General features: G+C 47.7%; 17 protein-coding genes and 2 tRNA genes. 12 read left to right on the top strand and 7 right to left on the bottom strand.

The window, feature by feature from the left end:
* Positions 1-98 precede the first annotated feature (98 nt).
* On the bottom strand, positions 99-1175 hold the full coding sequence (locus tag D0S45_07735; GenBank protein ID TIH17046.1) for a class I SAM-dependent methyltransferase: 1077 nt from the start codon (positions 1173-1175) through the stop codon (positions 99-101).
* A gap of 201 nt (positions 1176-1376) precedes the next feature.
* Here D0S45_07735 and D0S45_07730 point away from each other — a divergent pair, with 201 nt between their 5' ends.
* From D0S45_07730 to D0S45_07700, 7 genes are all read left to right on the top strand, one after another.
* Positions 1377-2525, top strand: coding sequence for a sensor histidine kinase (locus D0S45_07730; protein ID TIH17045.1), 1149 nt, complete (start codon positions 1377-1379; stop codon positions 2523-2525).
* Between the two features lie 3 nt (positions 2526-2528).
* A complete protein-coding gene (locus D0S45_07725) occupies positions 2529-2885 on the top strand; it encodes an STAS/SEC14 domain-containing protein (GenBank protein ID TIH17044.1) in 357 nt (118 codons plus the stop codon).
* Positions 2886-2955: 70 nt separating this feature from the next.
* Positions 2956-3031, top strand: a tRNA-Val gene (locus tag D0S45_07720).
* Between the two features lie 42 nt (positions 3032-3073).
* Positions 3074-3150: transfer RNA gene (locus D0S45_07715), tRNA-Asp, on the top strand.
* A 177-nt stretch (positions 3151-3327) separates the two neighbouring features.
* Positions 3328-3663 carry an alkylphosphonate utilization protein gene (locus D0S45_07710; protein TIH17043.1) on the top strand — a complete coding sequence of 112 codons (336 nt, stop codon included), beginning with the start codon at positions 3328-3330 and terminating at the stop codon, positions 3661-3663.
* 250 nt (positions 3664-3913) lie between these two features.
* The gene (locus D0S45_07705) at positions 3914-6058 is read left to right on the top strand and encodes a methyl-accepting chemotaxis protein (protein TIH17042.1); all 2145 of its coding nucleotides are present in this window, start codon (positions 3914-3916) and stop codon (positions 6056-6058) included.
* Between the two features lie 240 nt (positions 6059-6298).
* Entirely contained in the window at positions 6299-8440 is a 2142-nt protein-coding gene (locus D0S45_07700) for a HAMP domain-containing protein (protein ID TIH17041.1), read from the top strand.
* A 109-nt stretch (positions 8441-8549) separates the two neighbouring features.
* Here D0S45_07700 and D0S45_07695 read toward each other — a convergent pair whose 3' ends face one another.
* Together D0S45_07695 and D0S45_07690 are read right to left on the bottom strand one after the other, a co-directional pair.
* Positions 8550-9395 (bottom strand): aldo/keto reductase, encoded by an 846-nt coding sequence (locus D0S45_07695; GenBank protein TIH17040.1) that lies wholly within the window; start codon positions 9393-9395, stop codon positions 8550-8552.
* An 18-nt stretch (positions 9396-9413) separates the two neighbouring features.
* Positions 9414-9749, bottom strand: coding sequence for an MGMT family protein (locus tag D0S45_07690; GenBank protein TIH17039.1), 336 nt, complete (start codon positions 9747-9749; stop codon positions 9414-9416).
* A 185-nt stretch (positions 9750-9934) separates the two neighbouring features.
* On the opposite strand from D0S45_07690, the gene D0S45_07685 reads away from it, so the two are divergent.
* On the top strand, positions 9935-10750 hold the full coding sequence (locus D0S45_07685) for an AraC family transcriptional regulator (protein TIH17038.1): 816 nt from the start codon (positions 9935-9937) through the stop codon (positions 10748-10750).
* Here the strand turns inward: D0S45_07685 and D0S45_07680 are convergent.
* On the bottom strand, positions 10747-11382 hold the full coding sequence (locus tag D0S45_07680; protein ID TIH17181.1) for a hypothetical protein: 636 nt from the start codon (positions 11380-11382) through the stop codon (positions 10747-10749). The two genes, D0S45_07685 and D0S45_07680, sit on opposite strands and share 4 nt — an antisense overlap.
* Here D0S45_07680 and D0S45_07675 point away from each other — a divergent pair.
* The 3 genes from D0S45_07675 (at position 11287) to D0S45_07665 (ending at position 15809) form a co-directional block, all read left to right on the top strand.
* A complete protein-coding gene (locus D0S45_07675) occupies positions 11287-12234 on the top strand; it encodes a DMT family transporter (protein ID TIH17037.1) in 948 nt (315 codons plus the stop codon). The two genes, D0S45_07680 and D0S45_07675, sit on opposite strands and share 96 nt — an antisense overlap.
* 213 nt (positions 12235-12447) lie before the next feature.
* Complete coding sequence (locus D0S45_07670; GenBank protein TIH17036.1) at positions 12448-13437, top strand: BMP family ABC transporter substrate-binding protein; 990 nt, start codon at positions 12448-12450, stop codon at positions 13435-13437.
* Positions 13438-13487: 50 nt separating this feature from the next.
* On the top strand, positions 13488-15809 hold the full coding sequence (locus D0S45_07665; GenBank protein ID TIH17035.1) for a response regulator: 2322 nt from the start codon (positions 13488-13490) through the stop codon (positions 15807-15809).
* A gap of 287 nt (positions 15810-16096) precedes the next feature.
* Here D0S45_07665 and D0S45_07660 read toward each other — a convergent pair whose 3' ends face one another.
* Positions 16097-16429: a NirD/YgiW/YdeI family stress tolerance protein gene (locus D0S45_07660; protein TIH17180.1), complete on the bottom strand. Its 333-nt coding sequence runs from the start codon at positions 16427-16429 to the stop codon at positions 16097-16099.
* Between the two features lie 600 nt (positions 16430-17029).
* On the opposite strand from D0S45_07660, the gene D0S45_07655 reads away from it, so the two are divergent.
* Positions 17030-17674: an RluA family pseudouridine synthase gene (locus D0S45_07655; protein TIH17034.1), complete on the top strand. Its 645-nt coding sequence runs from the start codon at positions 17030-17032 to the stop codon at positions 17672-17674.
* Positions 17675-17851: 177 nt separating this feature from the next.
* Here D0S45_07655 and D0S45_07650 read toward each other — a convergent pair whose 3' ends face one another.
* Both D0S45_07650 and D0S45_07645 read right to left on the bottom strand, forming a co-directional pair.
* Positions 17852-20257 (bottom strand): hypothetical protein, encoded by a 2406-nt coding sequence (locus tag D0S45_07650; protein TIH17033.1) that lies wholly within the window; start codon positions 20255-20257, stop codon positions 17852-17854.
* A 470-nt stretch (positions 20258-20727) separates the two neighbouring features.
* Positions 20728-23055 (bottom strand): pyridine nucleotide-disulfide oxidoreductase, encoded by a 2328-nt coding sequence (locus D0S45_07645; protein ID TIH17032.1) that lies wholly within the window; start codon positions 23053-23055, stop codon positions 20728-20730.
* Between the last annotated feature and the right edge of the window lie 23 nt (positions 23056-23078).

Below are 23078 nucleotides of genomic sequence, written 5' to 3'. Positions count from 1 at the left end.
AAGTTAATTAATAATGACTTTCAACTTCAAGATAGGGAGTATATGACATCAAATCCAGTGTCAATGAATCAAAGCAGGCTCAAATGACCTATTTATTGCTATTTGAAGCAGAGGTAGTGGCTATTAAAACCATCTTCCGGGATATCGTTCACTTCGACCCTACTGAATCCGGCATCACGGCACATGGAAACCGCCTTTTCACGGCCCCACATCATGCCCAGTCCGGCCCCTCCGTTCATCAACCCCACAGGCATGCAATGCATCAGGCTTACCGTATATAGAAACGCTCCCATAGGATGATCCATGTTTCCAGCAACAGATGAACCGGCCTTGATATCGATCATTGAAAAGACTCCTCCGCCCCTTAGCATCTTGTGTATGTTTCGCAGAGCCTCAAAAGGACGAGTCTGATCATGGATAGAATCAAAGGCGGTTATGTAATCATACTGCTGCGGCTCAACCTCATCCCCGGCAGCATCCTGAAGCTGGAAAGAAATATTGTTCAATCCTAATTCTGCCACCCTCTTGCGGGCATTATTCAGGGATTCCTCAGAAATATCCGTTCCGGTGAATTGCGACTTCGGGAAAGCCTGCGCCATGACCTCAAGAGCCACACCTTCGGCACAACCTATGTCGCATACTGAAATTCCATTTTTCAAACGGCAGACCATCTCACCGTTCATGACTGACGGCAAAAAGGTCTGCACCAACACATCGCGATGCTTGGCATCGGCCAGCTGCTCCATGAATGAATAAAATTTGGGGTAACGCTCGTAAGGTATCCCCGCCCCGCTCTGCATCCCCTCAAGCACGCCTTCCCTTGCACAATCAGTAAGTAAGGGAATCTCCTGCGCGTAAACACCTAAGTTGGAATTCCCCCCGGCAAGACAAAGAAAAGAAGCATACTCCCCGGGTAATTCAAAAAGCTCCTGCCCTTGCTCATCAGTTCGGACCTCAACAATTTCCCCGCAAACCATGACTCCCAGCCACTCACGCAAATAACGCTCACTGACCCCGGCTTCAGTGGCAATATCCGCACAGCAGGCAGGACTACCCATACGTGACAAAGCCTCGAAAAGCCCTGACTCATAACCGATTCCCATGGCCAGATTAAGGGCACCGTAATTCAGGATATCGCACATTTTTTTGCTGAACCTATCAGCCTTAGCACTCATTTAATATTCTCCGCTGAAAATTTAATACAAACATTTCTCAAATTTTTATGCTCATTGAAATAAAATGCAACTCCTTACAACCGCATCGCCCATACTCTGAACATCCAGTAGTCAACAAATTAAATGGCAATGGTTTGCATAACCTCAAAAATAGGATATTTCTTATATAAAACCAAATCCCATGACAGCTAGAGGTTACGCATGACCATGTCTACAGACTTTGCCCCAGCCGAAAGAGCTCCATTGCCGGAGATCCGTGAACTGTCAGAAAAGATACAAGAAAACCCTATGGTAGCAGCCTTCCATGCACTGCCGATCCCGCTGCTGATGATCAATTCATGCCGCCAAACTGTATTTTGCAATTCCGTATTTCAATCCATCGCAAAAAAGAACAATTCACACGAGATAATTGGCCTGCGCCCGGGTGAAGCCTTGGGCTGTATTCACGCCCATACCCACGAAGGCGGTTGCGGAACAAGCAGATTCTGCCGGGACTGTGGGGCTGCTGTCTCTATAATAAAATCCCTTGAAGGGACTGCGCACACCGAGGAATGCCGTTTTTTAAGGCATACTCTAGACCACAATGAGGCACTTGATCTTCAGGTCTATACCTCTCCTTTTAAATACGAAGACAACGACCTTATCATCTTCACAGTGTTGGATATCAGCCACGAAAAACGGAAGAAAAATCTTGAGCATTTATTTTTTCATGACATCCTGAATCTCGCGACCGGACTGCGCTACGCCTCGCAAATGCTTTGCCGAAGCTCCACATCACAATACATCCACCAACAATGCCTTAAAATGGACAACACCATCTCCCAGATGACGGAAGAAATTCAAGCACAAAGGGATGTTAACAGAGCCGAAGAAGGAAACCTAAAAATTTCACTAAAGCCCACCTCAAGCAAGGGGACGTTGCGGAAAGTATGGGGTATGTACAGCAGTCATCCGCTATGCGTTGACCGCCAGATATCCATATCTGAAGATTTTGACGACTTTTACTTTAATACAGACTCAACAATTCTGGTCAGATCTCTGGGAAATATGGTTAAAAATGCCCTTGAAGCTTCCGAGCCGGGTGAAACTATAACCATAGGCTGCCAAAGAAAAGAAGGAAACGTCCGATTCTGGGGTCATAATACTCTTTTCATCCCGGATAAAAGTCAGAGACAAATTTTCAAACGCTCCTTTTCCACCAAAGGAGAAGGAAGAGGACTGGGGACATACAGCATGAAACTGCTGATTGAAAAGTATCTCAAGGGGAAAGTCTGGTTTGAATCCACACCGGAAACAGGCACTACTTTCTCCATCTTACTTCCTGAAAACCAGGAATACATCACGGAGTGATTCATGATTGAAATCATAGAGATTGCACCCAAAGTTCTGGGACTTAAAATTAATGGCAAAATCCACGAAGAAGACATGCAAAGGATGATCTCCGTCTGCGAAATAAAGATGGAAAGCGAAGAGCGGATCGCCGTCTATGTGGAAGTAGTGGAAATGGGCGGTATTTCCTTCAACGCCTTAGTGGAAGACCTCAAGTTCGCCCTGCCCAATCTGAAACGGTTCTCAAAAAAGGCAGTAGTCTCGGAAAGCAAGTGGCATGAACCGCTGATCAAAATTGGGGACAAGCTCTTCCCCTCCATTAAAGTCCGCCACTACAACCCAGAACAGAAAGAAGAAGCAATTGAATGGGTGAAGGAGTAATTTTTTACAACTTTTTTAAAAAATCTGTTGACAACTGAGGCGAGTCTCTTTAGTACTGTTCTCTCACTGAGGGCGGATAGCTCAGTTGGGAGAGCATCGGCCTTACAAGCCGAGGGTCACAGGTTCGAGCCCTGTTCCGCCTACCACCTCAGATATTTAAACGTTGCTTAACACGTTTAATATATAGCGGAGCCGTAGTTAAGCTGGTTATAACGCCGGCCTGTCACGCCGGAGGCCGCCGGTTCGAGTCCGGTCGGCTCCGCCACTTTTCTCGGAAAAGCCATCAATCGTAAGATTGGTGGCTTTTTCTGTTTTCCGCAACTTGAAAAATAAACAGATAATGGCTACTCATCCCCTGAAACGATTAATCATAACGCTGGCTGCATGCCAGCACCCAATAAAACACCCTGCTTATAGGGAATAAAAAACGAGATAAAACATAATGGAAAATTTACCTAATTGCCCGCAATGTAATTCTGAATACGTATACTCCGACGGCACTTCCCTTATCTGTCCGGAATGCAGTCATGAATTTCAGCCTGAAGATGTTGCGGAAAAAGTCTACAAAGACGCAAACGGCAATATCCTTGTTGACGGCGACACTGTCATCGTCACTCAGAACTTGAAAGTAAAAGGCGCGTCTTCATCCATCAAAAAGGGAACCAAGGTCAAAAACATCAGACTGGTTGAACCCGAAGACGGCGTTCACGACATTTCCTGCAAAATCCCCGGATTCGGCGCAATGATGCTCAAGACATCAATTGTAAAAAAAGGCTGATCAACGGTCTTAAGTATACTGTTTCATATCCCCCGACTTTTCTACAAAGGCTGTATCATTTGATGCAGCCTTTTTTGTCCCCCTGAACGCATATTCAGTCCAATATGTTGCTTTTCCTTTACATATCCATCAAATTTATTGTTATATAATCCAATAGATAATTCGCATAAGTTGCCGCACTTCAGCTTATAACAATTCTATGTCGTTTTCGATTATTATTCTGTCATCATCAGCACGGGAGGACTTCCATATGAATTTCAGAGACTGGAGCCTGAAAAATAAAATTATCATCCCCACTTTCTGCGTTGTGGCTTTAATTCTTGCCAGCAGTACGTGGATCATGACCGATCAGGCCAGAAACCTTGCTGTTGAGCAGGCAAGTAAAGCTGCAGATACTGAAGCCAAAGGTTACGGTAATGAAATTTCCGAAACTCTCGGAAAAGCCCTGACCGTTACCAGAACGCTGGCCGCCATGTTTGAAGAAGGGGCCAACTACAAAGTTATCCCTGACCGCGAGTATCTGGACTCAGTACTCATCCATACCCTCAAAAAACACCCCGGACTGTCCGGGGCATGGTGCACCTTTCCCGGCAAAAGCAGTTACGATGACCGGGAACAAGAATATATGGACAAATATAAAGGTGCTTACCGCAACTGGTATTACCGGGATGGCGGTTCCATTGCCTCATCATTTGCAGGGGATGAAAACCTTTCAGGTCAGGCATGGTTTGAGAAACCTATGTCCGGCAATGTAGAAACCCTCTCTGAACCCTACCCCTGGGAAGTGGACGGCAAAACATTCTGGCTTTGCTCCACCGGCTATCCTGTAAAAAAGAAAGGTAGAAACATAGGTATCGTCGGAGTCGATTTCTACCTTAATGATCTGCTGGAGACAGTCCTTCAAATCAAACCTTTCGAAACCGGATACGCATACCTTGTAACCAACAAGGGAACCATTGTTGCTCATCCCGATTCCGAACTGCAAACCAAGAACATTCTTGAACGGGTAGACAGCAAACATAAAAACAACGTTAAAAACGCCATTACTAACGGCAGGACATATTCTTACGTAGCAGAATCTGCCGCCGGCAACATGGAATACATAACCTATGCCCCCATCAAAGTAGGTAAAACCTCCTTCCCGTGGTCTATTGCGCTGGTCATCCCCATGGATAAGGTTGAAGCACAGGCTAACGCCATTGCCCAGAACAGCCTCATCGTCAGCGTGGTTGCAATTCTCATCCTGTTGGGAATTCTCTTCATTCTGGCCGGAGTAATCAGCAAACCAATTCTTAAAACTGCCGACTACACTACCCAAGTTGCCGAAGGCGATTTGGATGCCCCTCTGGATATCAACCAGCAAGATGAAATCGGGCGCATGGCCGATTCTTTGCGGGACATGGTCGGAGAGCTCAAAAAGACCATCCTTAAAGCCGAAGATGAAACCCGCAAGGCGGAAGAAGAGTCCGCAAAGGCCCGCGAGGCAACAGCCGAGGCAGAAAAGGCCCGCGCCAAAGCAGACATGGCCAGAAGTGAAGGACTGCACCTCGCTGCAGACCGAGTCGAGCAGGTTCTTGAACGGGTAGTTTCCGCATCCGAACAGATGTCAGTACAATCCAATGAAATGCTGCAAGGCTCGGAAATCCAGAGTGACCGCATAGCTTCCACCGCAACAGCCATGGAAGAAATGAACGCCACCGTACTGGAAATAGCCCGCAACGCCAGTGATGCTGCCGAAGCAAGCACGGAAGCACAAGACAAAGCAAAGGACGGTGCTTCGGTTGTAGATAAATCCAAAACCGCATTAGGGCAGACTGTTTCCGAGGTAAACAACCTCAAAGGAAATATGGAAGAACTGGACAAACAAGCCAAGGGAACAGAGGCCATAATCGGCGTAATTACCGATATTGCCGACCAGACCAACCTGCTGGCCCTGAATGCTGCCATTGAAGCGGCCCGTGCGGGTGAAGCCGGACGCGGATTCGCGGTTGTTGCGGACGAAGTACGCAAGTTGGCGGAAAAAACCATGACCGCTACCGGCGAGGTATCCAATTCAATCGGTGCTATCCAGCGAGTAGCGGGCGAGAATATCCGCTCTATGGAAACAGTTTACAGGCACATCGAAGAAGCCAATGATTTCTCAGAAAGCTCAGGCGGGGTTTTGAAAGAAATCGTAGGTGGAGCCGAAGAAAGCGCGATCCAGATTCAAAGCATCGCCACCGCTGCCGAAGAGCAATCCGCCACATCCGAAGAGATCAACAACTCTGTTGAAGAAATCAGCCGTATCACCGCTGAAACAGCCAACGGAGCACGTGAATTCGCACTAGCTCTTGAGTCCCTTGCCGAACAGGTCTCGGAAATGCAAAACATTGTGGAAGATCTTAAGGACGAATAAAATAAGATTACTTAAACAGACTAAAGGGCCGCATCATCCGATGCGGCCCTTCTTTTTAGCTCTTCTCTGATTTCCAAAATTAAATATTTTTTACAATTTTCCAGACTCCCCCCTTTACTTTTCCTTAAATATTGCCGAAACAACCCCTGCAAAAATCTACTAACTTGCTACAATAACTAAACAAAATACGACAAAGTTGTCCTAGGCGCGCCGTTCATGTCGCAAAAAAAGGAGATATTTATGAATTTCAAAAACTGGAGCCTCAAAACTAAAATTATTATACCAACCTTCTGTCTTGTGGCCATGATCCTAGGCACCAGTACGTGGGTAATGACCAAGCAGGCCAAAGAAATGGCCGTCAAACAAGCCAGCAAAGATGCCGACCATGTAGCCAGAGGATACGGCAATGAAATTTCTGAAACCATGGGCAGAGCTCTAACCGTTACCAGAACACTGGGCATCATGTTTGAAGAAGGTGCCAACTACAACGTTATCCCGGACCGCGAATATCTCGATTCTGTACTGGTAGGAGTCCTTGAACGCCACCCCGGTCTCGCAGGTTCATGGTGTGCCTTTCCCCCGGATGTTTATGATGACCGGGAACAAGAATATATGGACAAATATAAAGGTGCATACCGCAACTGGTACCATCGCGACGGAGGCCGTATTGCAGATCTTTTTGTAGGCAATAAGGACGTCTCCAATGTGGGCTGGTTCAAAAACCCCATGTCCGGCAATGTGGAAACAATCACTGAACCTTATCCGTGGACGGTGCAAGGCAAGACCTACTGGGTCTCCTCCACCGGGATTCCGGTCAAAAAAAATGGACGCAACATAGGGGTCGTCGGTGTAGACTTTTATTTGAACGACCTTCAGGAAACCATCCTTGAAATCAGGCCCTTTGATACTGGATACGCATACCTTGTAACCAACAAAGGCAACATTGTAGCCCACCCGGAGTCTGAACTACAGACCAAGAATCTCAGCAATGTAATCGAAGGCAAGAACAGGCGCGAAATATTAAATGCCATTGAAAATGGCAGGGCATACTCTTACGTCGCTGAGTCAGAAACCGGAGAAATGCAATACATCACCTACGCGCCTATCAAGGTCGGTAAAACATCCTACCCATGGTCAATCGCACTGGTTATTCCCATGGACAAAGTGGAAGCACAGGCCGATACCATTGCCCAGAACAGCCTGATCATCAGCGGGATATCCATCATCATTTTGCTGACAGTCCTTTTCATGCTCGCAGGACTGATCAGTAAACCAATCATCAAAACCGCAGCCTACACCGGCAAAGTTGCTGAAGGCAATCTTGATGCTAGCCTCGACATCAACCAGAAAGATGAAATCGGACGCATGGCTGAGTCCCTGCGGGCCATGGTCGGTGAACTAAAGAAAACCATACTTAAGGCGGAAGGCGAGACTCACAAGGCCGAGGAAGAATCAGCCAAAGCCCGCGAAGCAACAGCTGAAGCGGAAAAAGCCCGTTCAAAAGCAGATATGGCCAGAAGCGAAGGGTTGCACCACGCTGCGGACCGGGTAGAGATGGTCCTTGAAAAGGTTGTATCCGCTTCCGAACAGATGTCCGTGCAGTCCAATGAATTGCTGGGTGGTGCTGAAATCCAGAGCGACCGTATCACTTCCACTGCTACTGCCATGGAAGAAATGAATGCCACCGTGCTGGAAATCGCCCGCAACGCAGCAGACGCTGCTGAAGAAAGCACTGAGTCTCAAGATAAAGCCAAAGATGGGGCCGCGGTCGTAGACAAATCTAAAAACGCACTAGACCAGACCGTATCCGAGGTGAACAATCTCAAAGGTAATATGGAAGAACTGGACAAGCAGGCCAAAGGAACCGAAGCCATTGTCGGGGTAATTACCGATATTGCCGACCAAACCAACCTGCTGGCCCTGAATGCTGCCATTGAAGCGGCCCGTGCGGGTGAAGCCGGACGCGGATTCGCGGTTGTTGCGGACGAAGTACGCAAGCTGGCGGAAAAGACCATGACCGCCACCGGGGAAGTTTCCGGTTCCATCGGCGCAATCCAGCGCGTAGCCGGAGAGAATATTCGCTCTATGGAAACGGTTTACAAGCACATTGAAGAAGCAAACCAATTCTCGGAAAGCTCCGGTACTATGTTACAGGAAATCGTAACCGGGGCAGAAGAAAGCGCGGTTCAGATTCAAAGTATCGCCACCGCCGCCGAAGAACAATCAGCCACTTCCGAAGAGATCAACGGTTCAATCGAGGAAATAAGCCGCATTACTTCAGAAACAACTAACAGTGCCCGTGAGTTCTCCCTCGCACTGGAGTCTCTTGCCGAGCAAGTCTCGGAAATGCAGAAAATTGTGGAAGATCTGAAAGCGGAATAAACAAAGAAAGACAACTCTCAAGCAAACCGCCCGGGACAGAATTGTTCCGGGCGATTTTTATATAATCTGATCAGGGAGTTCAGGGGGGATCTCCAGCGTATCAGCTCAGCTAATATTCCTCGTAATAAGCGGGATGCTGATCCTTGCGCCTGCCGTCCGCCCTGTCCAGCGCACTGATGACTGCCATCTCCTCGGCAGTCAATTCAAAATCAAAAATACTGAGATTCTCCAGCTGCCGCGCCGGGGATGTAGCCTTGGGAATGGGGACCGCCCCCAATTGCACATGCCAACGTAAGATGACCTGCGCCACGCTTTTTCCGTGACTGTCGGCAATGGTTTTGATGCCCGGTTCCTGCATGGCCGAATTGTCCCGGCCCAACGGACTCCACGACTGGGTGATAATCCCATGTTCATCGTGCCAAGCGCGCTGTTCCTGCTGCGTAAAATAGGGATGCAGTTCAATCTGGTTTACTGCCGGAACCACCCCGGTTTCATCAATTAACCGTTGCATGTGCTCTGGCAGAAAATTGCTGCACCCGATGGAGCGAACCAAACCTCTTTTCCGGGCTTCGATCAGAGCCTGCCAAGCCTCCACATAAAGATCCTGACTGGGATTGGGCCAGTGGATAAGGTAGAAATCGTAATAATCAAGCCCAGCCCGATAGAGTGACTCTTCCACGGAATAAAGGGCTTCGTTGTAGCGATGGCGCAAACCGGGAACCTTTGAGGTTACCAGCAACTTCTCGCGATCCACACCGCTGCGGCGAATGGACTCACCCACCGCTCCTTCATTCTCATACTTAAAAGCGGAATCCAGCAGAGAGTATCCGGTCCTGATGGCATTGACCATGGTCTCCACCCCGGCGGAACCGTTCAGCTTGTATGTACCGAATCCCAGTGCGGGAATACTCCTCCCGTCATTCATCTTCAGGGTTGGAATGGAAATATTACTCATAAGCTTCTCCCGTGTTTCTCATTCATGAAGATTAATTATGTAATCTGGCATCCAAAGGTAAATTTCAAAATCAATCCGTTTATCAAGACCGAAATCAATGCCCTCGCGTTCCAGCAACTCGCGCTGCCTTTCATAACCCTGACCGGGTTTGAGGGAGATCAGCCCCTCACGGTTGACCACCCGATGCCACGGCAATCCTTCCTTTTGCGAACAGGTGTGCAGAATACGCACAACCTGCCGCGCCGCCCGGGAATTCCCAGCCAGAGCTGCTACTTTGCCATAAGAGCAGACCTTTCCTTCAGGGATTGCCCTGATGACCTCGATCACTCTTTCAGTAAAAACATGTTTTCCCATTTACCAGCCTTTTAAAATCAAATTTTGCACGTAAGATAACCATGGCATATTTTTAGCTGAAACCGTTTTAAAAAAATAATCAAGTTGTATCGAAGAGCAATATTTTACAAGACCGTCAGCCGCATGTGTATTAGCTTGTTTTCTACAAATGTTTATGCAACTCTTGCACTCAAACAGTGAGACCTATGAATAAAGGTACAATCAGATACCTGCGCCCCGAAGCAATCGAGGGCCTTGAAATTCAGGAAGTCATTAATTCCAACCATTCCTTCCCGAACCATACCCACGGTTTTCATTCCGTTGGAGTTATGGAGGCGGGCGGCTGCTATTGCCGTCAGCCCGGATCGGGCAATTCTTTTGTGCGCGGCGGCGAAATCGCCCTATTTAACCCCGGCCTTGTCCATTCCGGGGTAATCACGGATTCCGAGACCCGCATCACCTACCGGGTATTCAGCTTTGACAATACATTATTTGAAAAGGCCCTGCGGGACTTGAACGAAACCGATAAATTTCCGGAATTCAGATCAGTGGTAACCGAAGATAAACTTACCACCGGAACCCTGACAGAACTAAATTATGCCGCATCGACTATAAAAAGCAGACTGGCCCTAGATACCGCCCTTGCCCGCGCGGCGGCAGCACTTTTAACCCGCCACTGCGAAACACAATCCCGAGTCCCGCACACAGAGGAACCCATTGCAGTAAAAAAAGCCCGCGAATATCTCAACGAAAACCTTTCAGAAAAGGTCTCCCTTGATGAACTTTCGCAGGCCACCGGACTTTCCCGCTACCATCTGCTGCGGGTATTTCGAAAAGCCACCGGACTTCCGCCGCACAGTTATCACCTGCAACTGCGCATTGAACACGCCAAAAAGCTGCTCCGTTCCGGCATGCCCTTTGCCGAAACCGCCCTGCAAAGCGGATTCTCAGATCAGAGCCACTTCAGCAACACCTTCCGCCGCTACACCGGGGCTACTCCTTCACAATATACCTGTATTTAATTGCTGTTGATGTAATCCATATATTTCTGGTCACAGCCGAGAATATGCTCAACCAGCCAATTATTCAGATATTCCAACATATCTTGAAAGGGCACATAGGTATTATAGACTGCTTCCGTATAATCCCTGACCTGGCTGACAAACCTCTCATGCTCTTTGATGTGATCCGAGAGGCTGGGGTAACCATTATCGCGCATTAATTTTTCTTCATCACGAAAATGCTCCTGCGCGTATTTTAGCATCCGGCTCAGGCAGGTATAAGCTGCACTTTCTTTATCCCCCGGTCCTGCCTCTGCTAAATCATTAAGCATGGCAAAAAGCGACTTATGCTGTTCGTCGACCAACTCGTTCCCGAGACTGTATTCATCTTTCCATTTTACTAATGCCATCAGGAACCTCCTCTTCTTCATATAAATATAAACATTTATATGAAAAAAACACCACTTTGCCAAAAATTTACGCCAATTTGACAAAAAGCAATATTCTCCAAGACCCTTAAGATCTGAGCAGTTACTTACAATCTCAAGGAGAAAATTATGACCAGCTTTGAATCCCGTAAAGATATAATCCCCGTACTCGCCATACTGAGCGCAGTGCTGCTCTGGGGCAGTTCGTTTGCAGCCATGAAACATCTCGTGGGCAGCATGAACCCATGGGCAGTTATGTGGATGCGCACAGGTATAGCCACCCTTGTGCTTACCCCTTTTACCTCCCGGCTGGCCGGACCTGTCAAAAACGGAAAGGATAAGTTTGCACTGGCCCTGATGGCCCTGTTCATGCCCTGCCTCTATTTCCTTTCCGAATCCTATGCCCTGACCTACACCACTGCCACGCAGGCCGGACTCATTTCCGCCTCCCTGCCGTTGATGGTCTCAGCTGGAGCCGGATTCTTTTTCAAAGAAAAAACAACACCCGCCGGATGGATAGGGCTAGGCCTCTCCATGTTCGGAGTGGCTGTCCTGAGCTTAAGCGGCAGCCCTTCGGGCAACGGCTCCAACCCGGCTCTGGGCAATATGCTGGAACTGCTCGCCATGGGCTGTGCCGCCGGATACATGCTGCTGGTAAAACGTCTTTCAGCTCACTACGGCCCATGGACCTTAACCGCAGTACAAAACAGTGCCGGTTGTATTTTCTTCCTGCCCGGATTGTACCTGCTCCTCCGGGACGGCCTTGGTTCCGACCCTCTGCATGTTCTTATGGTGGCCGGATACCTTGGAGCCTTTGTTACCCTCGGAGCCTTCGGACTATACAACGTAGGCATGAGCCGTCTTCCCGCAGGCAAGGCCTCAGCTTTTATCAATCTTGTTCCGGCAATTGCCGCCTTCTTCGGATGGCTCCTGCTGGACGAAACCTTGAATTTTACCCAGCTTATAGCCTCTGCAATAATTTTCGCAGGCGTGGGTCTGGCCCAAAGCGGCGGCAAAATCAATGTTAAATTGCTGGCCAATTTCCCACGCAAAGCATTTCTAAAATATAAAAACTGACTTCCTACTGAGAACTCCCTCAATCCCGGTAAGGCATTCGCTTTACCGGGATTTTTTTTGCAGAAAATTAACTCACAGTTTGCCTAAATAACCTTTTATAAATTAAACTTTTATTGTAAGTTACGCTGCATAGGCCATATTTGAGACAATACAAACTTTCTTGTAAGCACAAACCTTGTCGACCAGCACAGATGTCATTAATCCGGGGTAGTTATGAAAAGAATCTTTGCCGCATTTTTATTCTTAATTTTTGCATTTGGTACAGCTTGGGCGGACCAACCAGTTGTAGGATTTGTTACCGGAGCCTCTGGGTTGGGCGATCTATCATATAACGACATGTCCTACGGCGGAATCCGCAAAGCCCAGCAGGAATTCAATTTCAAACTAATCATCCTGGAACCAGAAGAAGACGGCGAATCAACAGAAGAATCCTTTACTAAACTTATCCGTCAGTCAGATATTATCATCCTTGTGGGTGCTCAGCATGCGGAAATGGTCAAAAGAAACGCCCCTAAATTCCCAAACAAAAAATTTATTCTCAGCGAAGTTCCGTTGGACGGGATGAATAACATTTCCTCGGTCTTCTTTGCACAGGGAGAAGGATCTTTTCTGGCCGGTGCATTAGCGGCACTGACCAGCAAAACCGGAATAATCGGATTCATAGGCGGCACCCCGGTTCCACAGGTTCGCCAGTTCGAGCAGGGCTATGTTGACGGAGCAAAATATGCTGTTCCGGAAATTAAGCTTGAAATAGACTATGTAAGCCCGCTAGGAGATTTTTCAGGTTTCAATGCCCCGGCCAAAGGGTACAACATGGCTATGGGCCAATACAAAGAAGGGGCGGACATAATATTCACCGTAGCCGGACTAACCGGAAACGGAGTGATCGAAGCAGCACGACGCAGCGGCAAATATGCCATCGGGGTTGATTCGGATCAGGATTCACTAGCCAAAGGATTTGTGCTGACCAGCATGATCAAGAAGCTGGATGTGGCGGCCTACAACGAACTAAAATCCGTCATGCAAGGCAAATTCAAAGCAGGTCCAACCAGTTACGGTTTAAAGCAAAACGGAGTTGCCTTGAGTGAAATGAAATACACCCGCGACAAAATCCCCGCTGCTGTGCTAAAAAAAGTAGATGAAATCAGAAATAAAATAATCAACGGTGAAATCAAAGTTCAGTTCAGGGAAAATTCCAAATAAAACACCCCTGATCACACGCAAAAAATAAGAAACATGATTAATATACTGGAATGAAAGACAGCTTAAGATTTAAAATATCCATAGGCACAGGCCTGATCTTGATGCTGTTCTTTTTCATACTGGGCTACTATATTGTAGACTCCCAGAAAAGACAGCTTGAAGACAGCCTCTATGAACACGGCAACCGCATTGCTTCACTGGCTGCCCGCTCTTGCGCAGAGTACCTGCCCAGATTCAGCTTTTTTCTGGTGGAAGATCTTGCCTTATCCATTGAACAGTCTCCACAAGTGGCCTTCTGCGAAATATTCAATCGCGAAGGTAACCCCATTCTGCAATCAGGTAATATTGTATCCAAATCCCATACCTTTAAAAACAAACCTTCCTACGGAACCGATGTACTGATTGTCTCCAGACCGATCATCAACGGAAATGAAAATATCGGAAGGGTTGAAATTGGTATGAAGCTGGATCAGGTCAGAAGTGAAATCCGCGAAAACACGATCAGCCTGACCATCTTGTTCAGCGCGTGCATGCTCTGCACCATTATCGCGTTGGATGCATTTTTCCAGCGCATCCTGATCTCCCCGCTGCGCATTCTGGCTAACAACACCAGAAAAATTGCCCGCCGCAAATTCGTTACTGTGAACGTAGGTTCCCGCATGGATGAAATCGGGATTCTTGCCTTAAATTTCAACCACATGAGCCGCAATCTGGAAAACCTCTATAAAAACCTTGAGGTTAATGTACAGGAGCGAACCCATGAACTGGAAAGCGCAAACCACAAATTAGTCAAAGCCATTGCCAAATCGGAAGCCATGGCCGTAGAAGCTGCCAAAGGAACCCGCGCCAAATCTCAGTTTCTGGCTGCCATGAGCCATGAGATACGCACCCCTATGAACGCAATTCTAGGCATGGCTGAAGTTCTTACTGATTCACAGCTGGATGACGGACAGAAAAGATTTGTGGAAATATTACAGGAATCCGGAGAATCCCTGCTCCACCTGATCAATGAGATTCTCGATTTGAGCAAAATCGAAGCTGGGGAAATAGCCTTTGAGAAAAAAAATTTCAACCTTGACCGGATCATCGGCAAAGCCTTCAAAGTCACAGGTCATGCCGGACATGGAAAAGGTCTGGAGTTGGCATACAACATCAAACGTGATGTGCCCGAACAACTTATGGGCGACCCTTCACGCTTGCAGCAGATCTTCGTCAATCTCATCGGCAATGCCATCAAGTTTACGGAACGAGGCTACGTTGTTGTAGAAGCTTCTCTTCCCCAAACCCATATGACCGACGGTTCCCGCTCCTTGATGATTCACTTAGCGGTCAGAGACAGTGGAATCGGCATTGAAGATGACAAACTGGACTCAATTTTCGACCGCTTCACTCAGGCAGACTCTTCCACCACCCGCAAATACGGCGGAACCGGACTGGGACTTTCCATATGCAAATCCCTATGTGAAGCCATGGGCGGGAAAATATGGCTCGAAAGCCGCAAAGGGTTCGGCACCACTATCCATATGGAAATGCCTTTTGAAAAAGACCCGCGAATTTCCATTGAAAGCTCCCCCCTGCGCGGCAAATCCATTCTGATCATCAACGATCAGGACTATTCGCGGCAGGCGCTTGCCATACGGATAAGTACAAGGACCAAAAGAATCAGCAAAGCCCAGAGCATGGAGGAAGGCCGCAGCTACATTGAAAACAGCCTGAAATCGAACACTCCATACGATATAGTTATTGTCCGGGGTGGAATCCACGGCTGGAAACGTCAACAGACCTTGGATCAATTAAGGGATATGGAGATCGACGAGAAAAAAATTATTATGATCTCCACCGTGGGGCAAGACAATATTAAAGAGTTCCACGGCAGTGTTCTGCTGGCTCCTCTTGATATGTATTCTCTTGAAAATGCAGCTAAGAATATCTTGAGCAAGAAAACGGAGCTTCACCCCATTCCAACTCAACCTTCAGGAAAAATGCGTCCTCTGGATATCCTTCTGATCGAAGACAATAAGGCCAACTGCCTGCTGATCCAACTTTTTTTCAAAGACCTGCCCCACAACCTTAGAATAGCCCATAACGGAGAAGAAGGATTCGGAGAGGCCAGCGCACAGAGCTTTGACCTAATTTTCATGGATATTGAAATGCCCATTATGGACGGTTATGAGTGTACCAAGCGAATTCGGAATTGGGAGATTCGGGCAGAAAAGAAGCCGAGCGTAATTATTGCGCTTACCGCCCATGCTCTGACCGAAGCCAAGGAAAAGATACTTAAAGCCGGATGCGACTCATTCCTGACCAAGCCCATATCCAAAGACAAAATTATCAGCACCATTAACGAATTCTGCAACCCGTATTTCAGTTAGGAAAACCGTTCCTCTCCAGCCTAGTTGGTACCCTGCAATCATTCTACCGGGTAGATACGCGGCAAATATTATGCAGCCGTCTACATCTACATGCTCTCAACGAATAGAACTAATCTTGCGTAAGCATATCAAAGGCCCCGGAACCAAGTTTAATTTTGGTTCCGGGGCCTTAAAAACAGAAAGGCCGCGTCCTCGGACGCGGCTTTGAAAACTGCTGACAATTCAGATTCAAGGGAGTCGAATTAGCGACCTTTCTGGTTCGGAATAATTATTCCTGTGAGGTCCGTTTAGTTGATAACGGATATTTTCTGGGCTTCGATTCCGGCGAAGACGAGGTCCTGCTCGACCCTGCCTTCAATCTCAATCTCAGCATTTGCGTCAACGGGGAGGGATCCCGCTTTCGGGCTGAGGTCGATGATGATTTCACCGGTCTTGTCCTGAAATACATATTTATTGTCATTGATCTTTCTGACGATGTGTCCTTTTACAACAGCTTTGGTGTCAGCACCAGACACACGAGCTTCAGCAACGGTGGTTACGTTCTTGGATTTGAAATCCAGAGTTTCAGAAGTTGCTGCCGCTGCCACGATGACCAGAAGTAAAAGAAAAAGTACGCTCATTTTTTTCATCTCTTATTACCCGTCCCACCCTTGAGGTGGAAGTTAAAGATTTGAAACCTTATTTATGAAAATTATATTTTATCCTTCCTGAAAACGTCCGAACTTTTGTCCGGTCATTTTTTCTAAGAGGACCTGTTGTTGATCCGTTGATCAAGTAATAGACCCGCCAGTTTGATTATGCAATCAAAAAAATAAAGATATTGTGAAATTTTGTACAAAACACCCCTTAACCCCTCATATTGCTTATAGATATTTTTTTCACAACCATTTTTTTGACATATGCATAACATTTTTATTTTCGTACTACCCCGAATTAGTATTCAAACAGCACTGAATCCGGGTTCAATAGCCTTAATTTCATACCTAGATGGTATAGTTAAGAGTTATTTTGACCTCTAACCCAAATAAATGTGTAATTTATTGGTGTTTTTTATGAAAACCAGAAAAATACATCTAAAATTCGCCCAAATTTAGCGTTACAGTACTGAAACATAAAATTTGGACATCACTTAAAACAATCATCATTCTTAAACCTTACAAATAGGTGCTATCATAAAAATTGATAGTTGATTTTTTACTCTAAAAAACAGATTAAGAGCCATGAGCAACTCAGAACTTCTCGATATTGTCTATGCGGATAGAAAAATAGTTGTAGTCAACAAACCCAGTGGACTGCTCTCCGTACCCGGACGCGGACCTGAGAATCAGGATTGTGTTGTCACCCGGGTCCAGCAAATGTTCCCCGAGTGCCGCAAATTTCCCACAGTACACCGGCTGGATATGGATACATCCGGCTTGCTGGTGTTGGGACTCACTGCACGGGCGGTGCGGGAACTGGTGGAGCAGTTTCAGAAAAGACTGGTGAAAAAACGCTATATCGCCCTGCTGGATGGCATAGTAAAGGAAGATAGCGGGGTCATTGAAATGGCTTTCCGCCTTGATCCCTACAACCGCCCCTATCAGGTCTACGACCCAATCCATGGCAAGCTGGGCATCACCCATTGGCGCAAGCTGGGAATTGAAAACGGAATGACCCGCGTAGAATTCACCCCGCATACCGGACGCACCCATCAATTAAGAGTACATTCGGCGCATCCGCAGGGTCTGGGCTGCCCCATAGTAGGCGACAGGCTTTACGGATCAGGCACAGCACCGGGCCAACTCAAGCTGCATGCCGGGTACTTATGTTTTGAACATCCGAAAACCAAAGAAGTCATGGAATTTGAAATTGAGCCGTTGTTTTAAAGATGCCTCCGGCGGCCCTCCGGGGAGCCTCCCGGCGGGCTTAAACCCTTTGAAAAGGGTTTAAGAATCCCAAACTTTTTCAATAAGCTTCGCATATAGTTCGGCAAGACTACATAAAAGCAAAGTCCGCATATCTTGATCGATATGCGGACTTTAATAATTTATTTCTTCAGAATCTTATCTGCATCTTCTACGCAAGCACAATCCAATCAACGCGATCACGAACAATCCGGCCAGCTCCATGGAGAAGTCGGCCTGCGGGTTCATGACACACCCTGAATCTGAACCACCGGAAGATGTTCCGGGCACAACCGGATCGCTGATAGCCCCCGGAGCTGGATCAAGATCGTAGTCTCCGTTATCCCGGATGGAATAGTTAACGGTGTAGGTCCGGGCTCCCTCTAGAACCATCTTGGGATCTATGTATTGCCCGCTGTTAGTTTCATCAGTAATCCAGAAATACCCTTCTTCGGAGGGAATCTTGTCCGAACTGTAGGTAAAGGTCTTGCTCGGCTTGTCAGTGTAAAGTTTGTAAAGGATTACATCCCCGGCCTTACGTTCGCCAAGGCTGGAACTATTGAAGGCGAAGTAGCCGAGCTTGTTGTCGGTTACAGTGGCGGTAAATTCATAAACATTGGCTCCAAGCATGGAATCCATTGTAACACCCTGATAGGTCTTCTGAATCTCGTCTTTGGTTTTTACCTGCTTATCATTAGTATTTACAGTCACAACAGAACCGGAAGGCTGATCTACAACAGGGACCACTATTTTTTCGCCAGTTTGGGACGTAGTGGAATAAAGATAAGCCGCTCCCACCTTATTTTCATACATAGCACCTACAAGAAGTAGATCCCCGGAAAGAAAAAAGCTATTGCCAAACTCCCATTCTCCCACCTCCGGACCAATTAGCTTATTCACTAAACCCCACTGATTTACATCACTCTCATCCTTTGAAAAAATATAGACCGCTCCTCTCCGGCCATCCTCTCTAGGAGCACCGACAATAGCCAGATCTCCGGAAAGAAAAACATTACAACCAAAGGCATCATCACGCCACTCAGTGAACTCTGGCCGAGTGAGCTTCTTCACGAGACCCCACTCATCTTTGCGAGGATTGTCCTTAGAATAAATATAAGCCGACCTAGAAGTGGTCCCCACAATGGCCAAATCGCCCGAAAGAGAAATGCTCTTACCAAATGAAAACCCATTCGGCCCAGGGAGCTTTTTCACAAGGCCCCATTCATTCTCGTTAGGCTCATCCTTCGAAAAAATATAGGCAGCTCCTACAGAGTTGCCATCAGCATCCTCCTCACTACATGCCCCCACAATAGCAAGGTCGCCGGAAAGAGAAAGAGCATTGCCGAAATAACAATAATTCTGGACCTTTCCAGTGAGTTTCTTCACAAGACCCCACTCATTCTCGCTAGGCTCATCCTTCGAAAAAATATAGGCCGCTCCTGCATGGGTATTCTCAGCAGTAGCCCCCACAAGAAGTAGGTTTCCGGAAAGGGAAACTTTACCGCCAAACCGACCCTCAGCTCCCCCCGGCCCAGTGATCTTCTTCACAAGACCCCACTCATTCTCGCTAGGTTCATTCTTCGAAAAAATATAGACTGCCCCGGTCATAGAATCTTCAAAATAAGCCCCAACAACAGCCAGATCTCCGGAAAGAAAAACACTAGAGCCAAAAGCCCCTCCATTCGGCGCAGCGAGCTTCTTTATCAGACCCCACTCATTCTCGCTAGGCTCATTCTTCGAAAAAATATAGACCGCTCCTACAGGGTTGCCAGCAGCATCCTCCTCACTATTAGCCCCAACAATAGCCAAGTCGCCGGAAAGGGAAAGAGTACCACCGAAATAACAATAATCCTGCGCCTTCCCTGTGAACTTCTTTACCAGAGAAAGAACAGGATCAACGGTAACAGGATACTTTGCTTTACTATCATCCACCGACCAGACGAGGTTACCCTGCTGAACAGACATGGAGCAGACAAGATCCCGGCCTGTGGCATCCCAAGCCTTGATGCCTGTATAGTCCATGTTGTTATCACCAACAAAAAGAATGTCTTTTCCATTTTGCTCAGGGACAAGATTACCGGAAGTGGAAAATGAGAAATTAAGATTCCCCTTACCTGTTGGTTTTTCATTCAACACAAGGCCGTGCTCTAAGTAGCCGCCATGGTTTATGTACCACTCTGTAAGTTTCTCGCGTACAAGATTTAGCTTCGTACCTTCAGAACGTATCTCAGGTTCGGCAACATTGAGCATTGCCTCATTGCGGCCGTAAGAATCAAGAGTCAGGGCAAACCAATTATTACCGCTTTTAAAATGTGTCGCCGTGGCATCAGCTTTCAGCTTAATTGATCCGTCCAATGTTGAGGAAGAAATGACTCCCTCAGCAGCAGGCTTAAAACTACACACTTCCGCTTTGACTTGCTCCATGATCTTGGAAGCAACATCTGGAGAGACATTCTCCCACCCATTTTTGATCTTCCTGTCATCGTCAACTGCTAATGCAGCAATTCCAAGAGCAGGAAATAACAGCAGCCCCATACATGCAAAAACTAAAGACAATTTCCTCATAAAAATATCCACCTGACCCTATAGTTTTACTAAGAAAGATTAAGACGCATTGAAATCATAAACCATTATCAATCTGTTCCGTAACACAACTGTAACATTAGAGAATACAGTTACGGATATTTAATTCCTTCGACTCATGGTTATGAGAGAAAACAAAACATCCAAAAAAACCGAAATACCAAGCAGTTGCTTCATATTATTTCTCCTTTCAGTTAGTGATTGACCGATCAAGCACTACAGTTAGAAAAATAATACATCAACACATTTCGGATTATTTCAGTGAGTAAAATAAAGGCAAAAGCCACACGGCAATCATCAAGAATATCTTATAGTTCTCTCAAAAGATAAGCAGCACGCCGTTATCTCCAAATACAAATACGGCCACCGGAGTAACTCCGGTGGCCGTATCCATCTTAGAATCCATACAGGATCACCGGACCGCCCGGCTCTCCATTCTTTAAGACTTTATATTAACCCATGGGGCTGTTCTCTACGAGATTCCAGATACCGCAGGGGCAGACATTGGCGCAGAAACCGCAACCAATGCATTTATCAGGATCGCAAGCCATTTCGAAATCCTTGCCTTCGAGGCCCTTGCGGGAGATAGCAGCCTGCGGACAGACTGTTTCACAAAGACCGCAATCACGGCAGGAACCGCAGGAAGAACATTCCTGAGCACATTCCTGAACATCCTTGAATTCAGTCAGGCGGGGATCGAAGTATTCGAGAGTCATGCGTTTGTAATCGATGACGTCTTTCGGTTCAGCGTGAGGACGCTTTCCGGTGAAGATTTCATCAAGGGTCTCGGCAGTCTCGCGACCATGACCAATGGCGTGGGTCAACAGGCCGGGACGTACAGCATCACCGATGGCGTAAACACCGGGTTCGGTGGTCTGGTAATCTTCATTAACCACGATATGACCGCGATCAAGAGCGATGGTATCGGGCAGGAACTCGATATCCGGTGTATCACCGATGGACATGATCACAGTATCAGCCGGAAGAACTTCGCCGGACTTGAGTACCACGCCTTCCTCGGTAACTTCCTGAGTGAAGCAGGGGTAACGGAACTTAGCTCCGACCTCTTCTGCTTCATCACGCTCTTTACCGAAAGCGGCGGGCTTCTGGATATCGATGAGCAGGATGTCCTTGGCACCGAGACGTGAACATTCGGTAGCTACGTCACAACCAACATTACCGGCACCGATAATGACCACTTTTTCGCCCACTTCAGCTTTACCCTTCATGGCAGACTTGAGGAAATCAAGAGCCGGGGTAATGCGCTCATGTCCGGGAATGGGAATGATACGCGGCTTCTGGGCACCAATGGCGAGCACAACTGCATCGCTGTTCTGGCGCAGTTCGGCAAAATCGTCAGCAGTCAGCTTCTTCTGCATGTGCACATGGGGGATGACCTTAGCAACACGCTCCAGCTCGGAATCCAGCACTTCCTTGGGAATACGGCTGGAAGGAATGGCGGAAGTTATCTTGCCTCCGAGTTTGTCGGACATGTCGTAGACAACTGCTTCATGTCCCTTGCGGCGAATCTGCCAAGCAACGGAGATACCAGCGGGACCACCGCCGATAACCGCTACTTTCTTGCCGGAAAGGGGCGGCAGCTCAGGTGCGGGACTGTTCACGCCCTCGCGACCCAGCTTGGTGATGTCCACTGAAAGAAGATCTTTAACACCGCGGGTACAGCCTTCCATACAAAGGTTGGGACAGAGGTAACCGCAGACAGTTGCTGGAAAAGGAGTATATGCAAGAGCAAGGTCCACGGCTTCATCAACAAGGCCGTCACGGACCAGCTGCCAGCGTCTCTGCACCGGCATACCGGTGGGGCAGGAAGACTGGCATGGAGCCTGATATTTACGGTTTTCCCAGACCGGAACAAAACGGCGCATTTCACCGGAAGTGATCAGCGGCACAGGAGAACGGTCAAGGTCGGTCAGGTCACCGATGAGACCACCCTGTCCAAGCTCATCATCCCAGACCTGAGAACGGAACTCAGACATGGAGCGACGTTTGCGCCCGGTCTTTTCAAAAGGTGATTTGGCGCGGATAAGCTGCCATTCCTTACGCTCGGTCAGGGAATCATAAACATCTTCACGACCGATTTTAGCGAGGTTTTCCTTGAGATTATCGCAGAGCCATTCCCAGTCCGCATCGGTGATGGGCTCGAGAATAGCGTCGGCAGTGGAGAATTCTCCGTGGGGTCCGCGTACGAAAATACGACCGCCAACCATTCCGACACAGGGACGGAAAGCGAGTACGTTTTCAGCGTTCTGAGGCTCAAAGCCACAGACTACCGCGGTACCGCCAGCCATGAATTCTGCGAAATAGTCACCAACTCCGCCGAGTACCCAGAGTTCAGGCGGGGCGAAACGGGGGTTGGTCTTGGTCATGGTCATGCCGCGGGCACCGATGTCACCGTTAACAATGACTTTACCCTGCGCCATGGCATTACATGCGCCGTTGGAACCGTTACCGTGAACAATAATCTCGGCGCCTGCGTTAAGCCAACCCACGTCATCAGAAACTGAGCCGTAAACGTTGATCACAGTTCCGGGAAAGCCCTTTGAACCAAGACGCTGACCGGATGTTCCGATAACGTCGATATCAATGGGTTCTTCCTTGGAAATCCAGAGTCGTCCGCCAATGCCGTGCTGGCCCATGGCGTCTATTTCAAGCTTGCGGGCTCCATCGGCAACCGCTTTTTGAATCCGTTCCTCAAGGATGCGGGATTCAATACGGGCACCTTCTTCAAGGCCGCTGATGCATATTTTTTCTGTTGCCATTTTAAATCTCCGTAAATCGTGAG

It is taken from the genome of Marinifilum sp. JC120 (assembly GCA_004923195.1).
Taxonomy (GTDB): Bacteria; Desulfobacterota; Desulfovibrionia; order Desulfovibrionales; family Desulfovibrionaceae; genus Maridesulfovibrio.
This window is presented reverse-complemented; position numbering and strand designations above follow the sequence as displayed.